Below are 12,343 nucleotides of genomic sequence, written 5' to 3'. Positions count from 1 at the left end.
AAATAGCTGTTAAAGGTAAATAAAAACAAAGTTTTGATGAACCCCAAAAGGAATTCCCTCTTTTAGATTTAGTATCTTAGGACCGCCTTGCATAACTGCGGTATATTTTAATGTAAAATCGATTTTATGATAAATAGCATATCTAAAAAACATTGGGGACTTGCAGCATTTTTTTTGGTATTTTCATTGATGGCACATGGCCAAATGGCAGAAAAAGCAGCTCCAATTATTGAAGATGGTGAAGCTCAAGTGGTGGAAGCCTTCTCCGACCCAAGTAAATGGATACGTCATGATCTTTGGGTAGAGACCACTTTTGATTCTGATGGTGATGGAAAACTGGACCGCATGCACGTAGACGTAACCCGACCCGAACAAACGGAATCAGAAGGTTTAAAACTTCCCGTGATTTATGAATCGAGCCCTTATTATGCAGGTACGGCCGGCTTGGACAAAGGTGTTTTTTGGGATGTAAAACACGAACTTGGTGAACCGGGAAAACCTAGAAAGCACCCTGAGGTCACCCGCTTGGGCGAACGGCCTATCATATCCAACTCGCAAATTATGACATGGGTTCCAAGAGGCTACATCGTGGTTCATTCCTCTTCTCCAGGCACTGGCCTCTCCGATGGAGCACCAACCGTTGGGGGCGACAACGAATCCTTAGCACCAAAAGCAGTTATCGATTGGCTCAACGGAAGGGCAAAAGGATTTACTGAAAGAGACGGAGACAAAGAAGTAAAAGCGTATTGGTCCACCGGAAAAGTGGGCATGACGGGTACCTCCTACAACGGAACTATACCATTAGCAGCTGCAACCACAGGCGCTGATGGGCTTGAGGCCATTATTCCAATAGCACCAAATACTTCATACTATCACTATTACCGCTCCAATGGATTGGTTCGTTCACCTGGCGGATACTTGGGCGAAGATATTGATGTACTCTATGATTTTATCCACAGTGGCGATGAATCCAAACGGGCCAGAAACAATGAAGTGGTTCGCGATACGGAGATGAAGAACGGACAGGACCGTATAACTGGGGATTACAACGATTTTTGGGCCGGAAGGGACTATCTGAACGATATGGAACCCATGAAAGCAGCTCTTTTGATGTCACACGGTTTTAATGACTGGAACGTGATGCCCGAACACAGTTACCGTATTTATAAAAAAGCCAAAGAGATGGGGCTTCCGACCCAAATCTACTACCATCAAAACGGTCATGGGGGACCACCTCCAATTTCTATGATGAACCGATGGTTCACACGCTATTTATTTGATGTGGAAAATGGTGTAGAAAACGACCCAAAGGCATGGATTGTTAGAGAAAATGACAACAAGGACAATCCCACACCGTACTCAGATTATCCAAATCCAGATGCCCAAGATATTACATTGTACTTGCAAAAAGGCGGATTACAATTTGGTGGGCTATCATCCAAAAAATCAAAAAATAAGGGCAAAGAAACCTTGGTGGACGATCATAACGTTTCAGGTGCAGATTTGGCAAATGCCGAATCCTCTCAAAATAGGTTATTGTATGTAACCGCTCCTCTGACAGAAGATGTACATATTTCCGGTGTGCCCAAAATCAAAATAAAACTGGCCAGTAGTAAACCTGCGGCCAATCTATCGGTTTGGGTGGTTTCGCTACCATGGTCTGAAGCTTTAAACAGCAAAATAACAGACAACATCATTACCCGTGGATGGGCCGACCCTCAAAACCACAGTTCATTGACAGAAAGTAAACCTTTAGTTCCCGGAAAATTCTACGAAATGGAATTTGAATTAATGCCTGATGATCAAATAATTCCAAAAGGACAGCAAATTGGTCTGATGATTTTTTCCAGTGATAAAGAATTTACCCTTTGGCCAAATCCGGGTACAGAGCTGACCGTGGATTTGGATGGAACTGAACTTATGCTGCCTATCGTTGGTGGAAGTATTGATTTTGTAGAACATGATTGATTGATTCAATTACAACAACACTGAAAATTTAATCATAATGGACAAACATAGTTTTAGCACACTCTCGGAAGTTGTCAATTACTTGACACAAGAAGAGGGCTATAAGGAAGACTTTGAAGCAGATGAGTCCTCCATAAAGGCTCTGTACTCAAAGAAAGAATATAATCCGGATGAATTATTGATAATTGATTCATATCGTTTTGAGGGCATGACAGACCCCGCCGATGAATCCACTGTCTTCGCTATAGAGGCAAAAGATGGCACAAAGGGAACCTTGGTGATTTCCTACGGAGCTTCGACCGCGCAGAATGAAGAACTCATTCGTCAAATTCCTGTTAGAAAGAAATAATCAAACATAGAGCTTGCCCACAGAAGAAGGCTGATACAATAACCAACCGGTAAGGCTGAACCTGCTTTTATGCGCCTCGAGGACGGCATGGGGAACCTCCGCACTTTTGAACATCACACAACGGGCGGCCAAGGGCTCCACTAGAAAACTTGACCCATCTTTTTCAAAAATTTCCAATTCTCCTCCATCACCAGGCTTCCAATCATCGTTCAAATAAATAATCATTGAAATCATGCGGTTGCTTCGATTTTCAAACTGATCCAGATGTTTGTCATAATGTCCTCCAGAAGGGTAATGCGCCAAATGAAACTCATATCCTGACAAACTCAAATAGCAGTACCGGTTGAATATATGCATGGTTTCATCCAACAATTCCCAGTACGTTTTCAAATGGGCGTCCCGGTTTCTATCCAACCAATACGTAAAATCACCTCGTATCTTCGTATCAATCTGATTTTCGGAATGGGCGCCGATTCCTGCCTCCTTAAAATTGGGGAGCTTACCCAGAAAAAAAGATTTGATCTCGGTATAAAGTTCGTCACGTAGAAAATTGTCTACGATTACATAATCCTTACTGGAGATGTCGTCCATCCAAGACAACCATTCCTCCAAAGCGTGGTAGGCGTTCAATGTTTCAAAAATGTGGGCGAATGTAGAAAATATTTAAAAACGAAAATCATTTTTTTCATTCGCTCTTGAAAGCTCTAACTTTGAGATGGATTAATATTGGTGTTTAATGATACTCTTCTTCGGAACAAGACCTGGCAAAAAAGAAACCAAAGTACTGAACCATGTTTCCTGCTCGCATTGCGGCCAAACTGGAACATTGACCGCAGTTGCCCAACCGAACTACGCACATTTGTTCTGGATTCCGCTGTTCACCATCAACAACATTCGCTATGCGGAATGCTCCCACTGTAAAAAAGTATACTACAAAGAGGAGTTCACCCCTGAAATGGAACGGGCGCTATCGCAATAAAAAACGGCCAGGATAACCTGACCGCCTTTCTTCAAGGTTCAAAAATGGTTAAATATCGAACCGAAGGCCCAATGAAATATTGTTTTGCTTTACTTCTGCATCCTTAAAGATTGGATTAAGATCATATTTTAAATAAAGTAGGACGCCATCAAAACCCATATAGCCGCTAACCCCATAAATCAAATCACTGCTGTTGTAATCGCGCTTTAGTTTATCCTTGACATTTTCCCCATCACGGTTGTACTTTAATTTCTGACGGGTTCCCAGACTAAATCCCCCGTATCCACCAAAACCAAGTCTAAATTGATCTCTAATGGAATAACGCATGGTACGCTCCGTTTTTCTCAATTTTGATGGGCCTACCTCAAAATGAACAGGAAACACTAGATTGTCCATTCTAAACTTGGATTTATCCAAATCGTATTCGAATTCCTGTAATACGGTTTGCCCCTCTTCCTGTACAAATATTCTGTTTCCATCAGGTTTTAATCCATTGAACTGAAATGAGAAACCGTAGTTGAAACGCAGCCAATTCGAATTCTTGAACACTCTGGTACGCCACTGCCATCCCATTTCAAAAAAACGGCTTCCACCAATTTTATAGGGGGAGTCGGAAAGCGACTGTCCTTCTATAATGGCGTTGTTCAGCCCTATGGCCATCACAAAGTCGGAGTAGGTTCTCCTGTCGTACTTAATCTCTTTTTTCCATCTATTGGAATTAAAAGTAATGGCGGGTTTCCCATCAATGAGCAAACCTATCCGCATACGATCACCGTAAATAGTATCTATTTCTCTCAATGTTAGTACGTCTCCTTTATTTCGCTCCAGCAAAGCAATTTGGTTCTCAACAATGGCAACACGGTTCTCTATGTTCAAGGCGCGCTGTTTGGCCACTTCTTCTTTTAACATCCTAGCCTCGTTTTCCGAGATATTACCATCCTCCAAACGCTGGTTAATATCCCTAACCTCGAACTTTAGGGCATCCTTTTCCTGTTCAATGATTCGCTGTTTTTCAATTTTCAACGCTTCTATTTTCTTTTGATAATCTTCTTGTCCCCAAACAGAATGTGCAACAAGGAACAAAAGCAAAATGGTCGAATAAAATGTAATTGTCTTCATGATTGTTTTTGGATTATAAACCTCCCTCCTCCCTGCCCATTTGGACAGGAAGTTACAGAAGGTTCCACTTGATTGATGAATAATTTTATTGGTTTCGGTCCGCCACTGCCGTACGTACTTTTAAGTATCCAGATTTTAGAGCATCAAAGATTTGGTCCCGGAACGATTCGTCCAGTTCGTCCTCCACTTCTGCCAAGAGGGACATGGCATCAACGGAACTACCGTCAGTGAATAACTTATCCGTTAAAATCTGTCTTTGTGCTGCTCGTAAAAGGGAATCCACTTCGGCATCGGTCACCTCTTGGCTTGTATTTTCCATTAGCTGCACCTGTGCCACTACTTCTTCCACCTTTTGCGCGATCAGCTTATCAGAATTAATCTTGATTTCGTCTTGCAAAGGCTCCTTGGTCTGTTGTTCGGCAACCAGTATATTGGAATCCGGCTGTTTAAACGTTTTGGTTTCCTTTGGTCCTTTGGCCTCAACTTCGGTAACGGCAACTTTGGCTTCCATCTCCGGGGTTAGTTTCTCTTCAACTTTTTCTATAAATTTTATATCGGTTTCTTGCAATGTTTCTGATTCTACAACTTGTGGCGCTTCCATCTCCGTATCACTATTTGTAAAAAAGAAGACCGATACCAGCACAATGCCCACAACGCTTGCAGCTATGGCATAAGGGAACCACTTCTTCTTATGCTGTGGTTTATGTTCCAGTTGCGAAGCAATTTGATCCCAAGAACCTTTTGATGGAACAATGGTTCGCTCTTCCAGTTTTTCCCTGATATGTTTTTCGAGTTTATCCATACCTCTATATTTTGTTCGCCGAATGTGACTTGGGCGACATTCCCTTTAAACTTAAATTTTCCTGAAGCATCTTTCTGGCCTTGAACAGTTGCGATTTTGAGGTTCCCTCGGATATTTCCAATAGCTCCGCAATCTCTTTATGGCCATACCCTTCAATAGCATAAAGTAAAAATACCGCCTTATAGCCCTCCGGAAGTTCATCAATCAAATGTTGCACGTACTCGACATCCAAAATTCCATCGTTGGTGGTTGAGACTATTGTATTTGAATCCACCACGGCGTCGTCATATACCACGAACTGTCTTTTCCGCAAATAGGAGATACTTTCCCGGACCATTATTGTTCTGATCCAACCTTCAAAACTCCCTTTATGTTGGTATGAACTTAAATGGTTAAACACCTTGACAAAACCATGAATCATTACATCTTCCGCAAATTGAAGGTCCTTGATGTACTGCCTACAAACCCCCAACATCTTGGGCGAAAATTTATCGTACAACAACCTTTGGGCCTGTTGGTCCCCTTTGATTGATTTTTTGATCAATTGTTTTTCGTTGCTATGTAGCGTAATGATCTTCAAAAGTTTGGTTTACATTGGTGTCTCTATTTACATAGACGGGATATGGACACGAATAGTTGCCTGAAAATAAAAAAATTTCAGTATTTATTTGATAATCAATAATTTAAAAATTTATTTTTTACGATCCACTACGTAGTTAACCATAAGTGTGAGGGCACTTTTGTACTCAGAATCGGGATAATTATCCAAAATGGCCAGAGCTTCGTCCTTAAACTCCAACATTTTGACCACGGCATAATCCAGTCCGCCTTTTTCCTTGACGTACTCGATTACCTCTTTTACCCGTTTCTTGTTCTTGTTATGCTTTTTGATGGAATTGATCAACCACTTCTTCTTATCCTTATCACTATTGTTCAAAGCGTATATTAAAGGAAGGGTCATCTTCTGTTCCTTAATATCGATTCCCGTAGGTTTTCCGATTTTCTCCGCACCGTAATCAAACAGATCATCCTTAATTTGAAAGGCCATTCCGCAAAGCTCTCCGAACTTTCTGAAGATTTCGACCTCATCGGAATCAGGTCGTACCGAACAAGCGCCCATGCTGCAACACGCAGCAATTAAGGTCGCAGTTTTCTGTCGGATGATATCGTAGTAAACGTCTTCTGTAATATCCAATAAACGGGCCTTTTCAATTTGGAGCAATTCCCCTTCGCTCATATCGCGTACCGCATTGGAAATAATATGAAGCAAATCATAATCCTTGTTTTCCAAGGATACCAAAAGACCTTTAGAGAATAGAAAATCGCCGACCAAAACGGCAATTTTATTCTTCCATAAGGCATTAATGGAGAAAAACCCTCTTCGCTTATTGCTATCGTCCACGACATCGTCGTGTACCAGACTAGCCGTGTGAATTAGTTCAATAATCGATGCTCCTGTGTAGGTCCGCTCATTGACTTCGCCGTTCAATAATTTGGCGGTCAAAAAAACAAACATTGGGCGCATTTGCTTACCCTTTCTGTTGACTATATAATAGGTTATCCTATTGAAGAGCGCCACTTTGGAGGACATGGATTTGAGGAATTTTTCCTCAAAAAGCTGCATCTCATCCTCTATGGGTTCTCTTATCTGCGAAACGATTTTCAACGTAACGGTGTGGTGTTTGGTTTTGAATCTATAAAAGTAGGGAAAATGACAGAGTTGTAGGAATGAATTCTAAGTTTTAAGATACATACCTAAAACCATCGATGACCTGCATGGTGGGATGATCAAGGGTTAAAATCACTTTGACATATTTCCTGTCCGGGAAACATAACATTAGCTTTTATTGGCCAACTGTCCACAGGCGGCATCAATGTCCTTGCCACGGGACCTTCTTACAGTAACCGTTATCCCGTTGCGCTCCAAGGTATTTTGATACATCTCCACCGCACTGCCATGTGCCTGTTGGAACTCGCCATCATCAATGGGATTGTACTCGATGATATTGACTTTTGATGGTGCAAACTTGCAGAATTTCACCAATGCATCGGCGGCTTCCTGCGTATCATTGATACCTTTCCAAACTACGTATTCGTAGGTAATCCTGTTCTTGGTCTTACTGTACCAATATTCCAAGGCCTCTCTAAGATCCTTTAACGGAAATGTGGAATTAAACGGCATAATGGAGGTTCGCACTTCATCAATAGCGGAATGTAGGGACACGGCCAATCCAAATTTTACATCCTCATCGGCAATTTTTTTGATGATTTTAGGCACTCCTGAAGTGGACACTACGATCCTTTTGGGAGACATCCCCAATCCTTCAGGGGAAGTAATCTTATCTATCGCCTTCAGCACGTTATTGTAGTTCATCAACGGTTCGCCCATACCCATAAAAACGATATTGCTCAAGGGTCTGTCAAAATACAGGCGGCTTTCATTATCTATGGCCACTACTTGGTCGTAGATCTCATCCGGGTTCAAATTCCGCATCCGTTTTAAACGGGCGGTAGCGCAAAATCGGCAATCCAGACTACACCCAACTTGGCTGGAGACACAGGCAGTGGTTCGAGTTTCCGTTGGAATCAATACGGACTCCACTACCAAACCATCATGCAAGCGAACGGCATTTTTGATGGTACCATCGGAACTACGTTGCATCTGATCCACGCGTATGTGGTTGATAACAAAGTTATCTTCCAACATCTGCCGGGTCTCCTTGGAAATATTGGTCATTGCATCAAAATCGTGGGCAGATTTCTGCCATAACCATTCATACACTTGATTTCCCCGAAATGCCTTGTCCCCCTGCTGCACAAAAAAGTTTCGAAGCTGCTCCTTTGTCAATGCCCGTATGTCCCTTTTCTTGGTTTCCATCTCTTAAAGATAAGCAAGAAAAAATCCCGCTGGCAATTGGCAAACGGGATTTCTCTTCTATGAAATTTTGTTTTTAAAGAATCAACATGGCATCACCGTAGGAATAGAATCGGTATCCTTCCAAAATGGCCTGCTTGTATGCTTTCTTGATCAGATCATGACCGGCAAATGCGGAGACCATCATCAACAAAGTGGATTTTGGCAAGTGGAAATTTGTGATCATACAGTTTGCGATGCTGAAATCGTATGGAGGGAAGATAAACTTGTTGGTCCAACCTTCAAACGTGTTCAATGTATGCTCGGAAGAAACCGCGCTTTCCAAACCTCTCATCACAGTGGTCCCCACGGCACAAACTTTTCTCTTATTGGCCTTGGCATTGTTCACTACTTCGGTTGCCTTTTCATCGATCACCAACTCTTCGCTATCCATTTTATGTTTGGACAAATCTTCTACTTCAACCGGATTAAATGTTCCCAAACCAACGTGAAGTGTAACCTCTGCAAAGTTGATTCCCTTTATTTCCAAACGCTTCAACAAATGCTTGCTAAAGTGAAGACCGGCCGTTGGAGCAGCTACGGCACCTTCGTGCTTTGCATAAATGGTCTGGTAACGTTCTTCATCGTCCGGAGTTACCTCGCGCTTAATATATTTTGGTAGTGGGGTCTCGCCCAGTTCCCTTAGTTTTCTTCTAAAATCGGTGTAGGAACCATCGTAAAGGAAACGCAATGTTCTTCCTCTGGATGTGGTGTTGTCGATTACTTCTGCCACCAAACTTTCGTCGTCACCAAAATAAAGTTTGTTCCCGATTCTTATTTTTCTGGCTGGATCCACCAAAACATCCCAAAGACGTTGTTCTTGATTAAGCTCCCTTAACAAGAAAACCTCGATTCTGGCGCCGGTTTTTTCCTTGTTACCAAAAAGTCTGGCAGGAAAAACTTTTGTATTGTTCAAGACCATTACGTCATCTTCATCAAAATAGTCGACTAGGTCTTTGAACATTTTATGTTCAATTTTTCCGGAATCCCGGTGAATCACCATAAGTTTGGATTCGTCCCTGTGTTCTGCGGGATATTCTGCCAATAATTCCTTGGGCAATTCAAAATTGAAGTTTGATAATTTCATCTGGGCTTTTTTTCGATTTTTTTAAAGAGGGGCAAATATACGACCTACCGATAGCGGATGTCAAGTAATTTGATGATTAATTGTGGATTACATTTCCTTTACACCAAATCCTAGTGTAACCAGATCGTTCCAAAAATCGGGGTACGACTTGGAGACCACTTCGGCATCATTCACCACAAAATCCGCTTTGAGCGCCAACGGTCCAAACGCCATTGCCATTCTGTGATCGTTATAGGTATCAACTTCGACCCCATTATTTAGCTGTGATTGGGCGGTAAGGGTTAGGCTTTCTGAATCAATGGCAACAGTGGCACCAAATTTTCCAAGTTCGGTCTGTAAAGCCGCCAAACGATCAGTTTCTTTGATGGGCAGTGTATGTAAGCCCGTAAGACGACATCCAATTCCTAAACCTAAACAAGTTACCGATATGGTCTGGGCGATGTCAGGGGCATTGGAAAGATCATACTCCAAATGAGCCGATTTTACTTCGGAAGTTTTTTTGAGAAGAATGGTATTGTTGGAAAATTCGGTCTGCACTCCAAAATCTTTATAGATGTTGGCCAACACACTATCACCTTGCAAAGAACTTTCTTTGTAAGAAGACAATTGTAGCTCGGTACCGATTTCGCTCATTGCGGCAATGCTGTAAAAATAACTTGCCGAACTCCAATCCGATTCGACCACCAAAGTGGTATCCTCAACGTTTGTTTTTGGTGACACCTTGATACTATTTCCTTCAAACGAGATTTCCACACCTATTTGTTCAAGAAGTGCCAAGGTCATTTTTATGTAGGGCACTGAAGTAATCTTGCCGACTAGTTCCAATTCTATTCCATTCTGGAGACTTGGCGCCACCAACAATAGCGAAGAAATATATTGGCTACTGATATTTGCAGGTAGAGACACCGAGCTTTTTTCCAGTTTTTTCCCCGTAATCTTTAAAGGGGGATAACCTTCTTCCTTTACATATTCAATATCCGCACCAAGTGACCTTAAAGCATCCACCAAGACTTTGATCGGGCGTTCCTGCATGCGTTGAGACCCTGTCAGCACCACTTGCTTTCCCTCTTGGGTGGCAAAATAGCCTGTTAAAAATCGCATCGCCGTCCCGGCGTGGTGTATATCCACTTCACCCTTGGATTTTACCAAGCCCTTTTGCATAACTTCTCCATCATCTGAATTGGAAAGATTCTCAATTTTGAGGTTTGGAAACAAGGCCTGCAACAAAAGTGACCGATTGGTTTCACTTTTTGAGCCCGTAATCGCTATTGATTTTTGAATTTTTCTATTGTCGGGAGAAGAAAGCTGGAGTCTCAATTCTTTATAGTTTGAATGAATTGTCAAAACTAGAAAAAACGGGCTTAAACTCCTTTTAAGGGAACAACTTTATTTTAGTTTTTTGTTATTCTGATGACGGTCGTGGTCGCGTTTGGTCTTTAAGTCCAATTTTTTTTCGAACGCCTCTTGAAGATCGATACCTGTTTGATTGGCCAGGCAAAGTACCACAAAAACAACATCGGCAAGCTCCTCTCCCAGATCCTTGGCCTTATCGGATTCCTTTTCACTCTGCTCACCATATCGTCTTGCAATGATTCGAGCCACTTCCCCGACCTCTTCCGTAAGCTGTGCCATGTTGGTCAGTTCGTTAAAGTATCGGACACCGTGATTGTTTATCCATTCATCAACGGCTTTTTGTGCGTCTGAAATATTCATTATTCTTTGTTTTTTGTATCCATTGTAATGGTAACCGGACCATCATTGAGCAATTCCACTTTCATGTCCGCACCAAAAACTCCGGTGCCCACCTTTTTACCGATTTTTTCTTCCAAAACCTGAACAAAATCTTCATACAAGGGAATCGCTATATCCGGTTTTGCCGCTTTAATGTAGGAAGGACGATTTCCTTTTTTGGTCTGGGCATGTAGGGTAAATTGACTTACCACGATAATATCGCCTTCCACATCCACAACGGAACGGTTCATTACCTCATTTTCATCATTGAAAATACGGAGGTTGAGAATTTTATTGGTCAACCAATCAATATCCTCTTTGGTGTCGGCATCTTCAATGCCCAACAATATTAAAAGCCCATGACCTATGGACGACATCAATTCTCCCTCAACGGTTACGCTGGCTTTTGAAACTCTTTGTAATACTGTCCTCATTTATCTTTCCCTGTATGGATTATCTTCATCTCCTGTTACCATTTGCACGTAGCTCCTGTACCGGCTGGCTGCAACCTCATCATTCTCCAAGGCTTCTTTTACCGCACATTTTGGCTCATCCAAGTGCAGGCAATTATTGAATTTACAGTCGGATTTCAATTCAAAGAATTCTGGGAAATAATCACCAATTTCATACTTGTCCATATCCACGATACCGAATCCCTTTATACCGGGTGTATCAATAATACGTGCATCAAAAGATAGGTCGTACATTTCGGCAAAGGTGGTGGTGTGCTGTCCTTGCATGTGCTGTTCGGAAATCTCCGCTGTCTTTAATTCGAGCCCCGTTTCCAAAGCGTTCACCAAAGTTGATTTGCCCACTCCGGAATGTCCTGCAAACATACTCGTATTACCGAGCATCAATTCCTTGACCTTATCCACGTTCTTGCCCTGCTTGGCCTCAATCGGTATGCACTTGTACCCGATTTTCGAGTAAAGGTCCATCAACCAATGAACTTCGAATTTTTCTTCTTCGGAATAGGAATCCATCTTATTGAACAACAATATCACGGGAATGTCATAAGCTTCCGCAGTTACCAGAAAACGGTCAATAAAACTGGTAAATGTTGGAGGGTTGTTCAATGTGACCAATAGAAATACTTGGTCCAGATTGGATGCAATGATATGGGTCTGTTTGGATAGTTTTACCGATCTACGGACGATATAATTCTTACGCTCCCCGATTTCAGAAATTACACCGATGGTCTCATCTCCAATATTCTCCAGATGGAATTCGACCACGTCTCCCACAGCAACAGGATTGGTACTTTTTATGCCCTGTGTCCGGAACTTTCCTTTGATACGGCATTCGTAAAACTCTCCATCCGAAGATTTTACGGTATACCAGCTTCCAGTTGATTTATAAACAGTTCCGTTCACTATTTGTTTATATTTTGATTA

At 42.0% G+C, this 12,343-nt stretch carries 14 protein-coding genes; 3 read left to right on the top strand and 11 right to left on the bottom strand.

The features are described 5' to 3' along the window. The first annotated feature begins 189 nt into the window (after positions 1-189). The gene (locus tag GUA46_RS15490; RefSeq protein ID WP_229418531.1) at positions 190-1,968 is read left to right on the top strand and encodes a Xaa-Pro dipeptidyl-peptidase; all 1,779 of its coding nucleotides are present in this window, start codon (positions 190-192) and stop codon (positions 1,966-1,968) included. 37 nt (positions 1,969-2,005) lie between these two features. Then, positions 2,006-2,317 carry a phosphoribosylpyrophosphate synthetase gene (locus tag GUA46_RS15485; RefSeq protein WP_108244783.1) on the top strand — a complete coding sequence of 104 codons (312 nt, stop codon included), beginning with the start codon at positions 2,006-2,008 and terminating at the stop codon, positions 2,315-2,317. On the opposite strand, the gene GUA46_RS15480 is transcribed toward GUA46_RS15485, so the two are convergent. Further along, the gene (locus GUA46_RS15480) at positions 2,318-2,947 is read right to left on the bottom strand and encodes a 2OG-Fe(II) oxygenase (RefSeq protein ID WP_229418527.1); all 630 of its coding nucleotides are present in this window, start codon (positions 2,945-2,947) and stop codon (positions 2,318-2,320) included. A gap of 106 nt (positions 2,948-3,053) precedes the next feature. On the opposite strand from GUA46_RS15480, the gene GUA46_RS15475 reads away from it, so the two are divergent. Continuing rightward, entirely contained in the window at positions 3,054-3,296 is a 243-nt protein-coding gene (locus GUA46_RS15475) for a zinc-ribbon domain-containing protein (protein ID WP_176621245.1), read from the top strand. A gap of 48 nt (positions 3,297-3,344) precedes the next feature. Here GUA46_RS15475 and GUA46_RS15470 read toward each other — a convergent pair whose 3' ends face one another. The 10 genes from GUA46_RS15470 to rsgA all read right to left on the bottom strand — a co-directional run bounded on the left by GUA46_RS15470 (position 3,345) and on the right by rsgA (position 12,322). Continuing rightward, positions 3,345-4,415: a hypothetical protein gene (locus GUA46_RS15470; RefSeq protein ID WP_176621244.1), complete on the bottom strand. Its 1,071-nt coding sequence runs from the start codon at positions 4,413-4,415 to the stop codon at positions 3,345-3,347. A gap of 85 nt (positions 4,416-4,500) precedes the next feature. Then, positions 4,501-5,217 carry a hypothetical protein gene (locus GUA46_RS15465; RefSeq protein ID WP_176621243.1) on the bottom strand — a complete coding sequence of 239 codons (717 nt, stop codon included), beginning with the start codon at positions 5,215-5,217 and terminating at the stop codon, positions 4,501-4,503. 4 nt (positions 5,218-5,221) lie between these two features. After that, complete coding sequence (locus GUA46_RS15460) at positions 5,222-5,797, bottom strand: RNA polymerase sigma factor (RefSeq protein WP_108244787.1); 576 nt, start codon at positions 5,795-5,797, stop codon at positions 5,222-5,224. A 111-nt stretch (positions 5,798-5,908) separates the two neighbouring features. Next, positions 5,909-6,883 (bottom strand): polyprenyl synthetase family protein, encoded by a 975-nt coding sequence (locus GUA46_RS15455; RefSeq protein ID WP_176621242.1) that lies wholly within the window; start codon positions 6,881-6,883, stop codon positions 5,909-5,911. A gap of 171 nt (positions 6,884-7,054) precedes the next feature. Next, positions 7,055-8,095, bottom strand: a complete 1,041-nt coding sequence (gene rlmN, locus GUA46_RS15450; protein ID WP_176621241.1) for a dual-specificity RNA methyltransferase RlmN — start codon at positions 8,093-8,095, stop codon at positions 7,055-7,057. Between the two features lie 73 nt (positions 8,096-8,168). Further along, entirely contained in the window at positions 8,169-9,218 is a 1,050-nt protein-coding gene (queA, locus tag GUA46_RS15445; protein WP_108244790.1) for a tRNA preQ1(34) S-adenosylmethionine ribosyltransferase-isomerase QueA, read from the bottom strand. An 87-nt stretch (positions 9,219-9,305) separates the two neighbouring features. Beyond that, positions 9,306-10,535, bottom strand: a complete 1,230-nt coding sequence (locus tag GUA46_RS15440) for a 3-phosphoshikimate 1-carboxyvinyltransferase (protein ID WP_176621240.1) — start codon at positions 10,533-10,535, stop codon at positions 9,306-9,308. Between the two features lie 69 nt (positions 10,536-10,604). Next, positions 10,605-10,931 carry a nucleotide pyrophosphohydrolase gene (locus tag GUA46_RS15435; RefSeq protein WP_176621239.1) on the bottom strand — a complete coding sequence of 109 codons (327 nt, stop codon included), beginning with the start codon at positions 10,929-10,931 and terminating at the stop codon, positions 10,605-10,607. After that, the gene (gene dtd, locus GUA46_RS15430; RefSeq protein ID WP_176621238.1) at positions 10,931-11,383 is read right to left on the bottom strand and encodes a D-aminoacyl-tRNA deacylase; all 453 of its coding nucleotides are present in this window, start codon (positions 11,381-11,383) and stop codon (positions 10,931-10,933) included. Before dtd ends, GUA46_RS15435 begins: the two co-directional genes overlap by 1 nt. After that, positions 11,384-12,322: a ribosome small subunit-dependent GTPase A gene (gene rsgA / locus GUA46_RS15425; RefSeq protein WP_176621237.1), complete on the bottom strand. Its 939-nt coding sequence runs from the start codon at positions 12,320-12,322 to the stop codon at positions 11,384-11,386. Between the last annotated feature and the right edge of the window lie 21 nt (positions 12,323-12,343).

The organism is Flagellimonas chongwuensis (genome assembly GCF_013376415.1).
Classification (GTDB): Bacteria; Bacteroidota; Bacteroidia; order Flavobacteriales; family Flavobacteriaceae; genus Flagellimonas; species Flagellimonas chongwuensis.
Note: the sequence above shows the minus strand (reverse complement) of the source record. Positions and strands in the feature narration are given on the sequence as shown.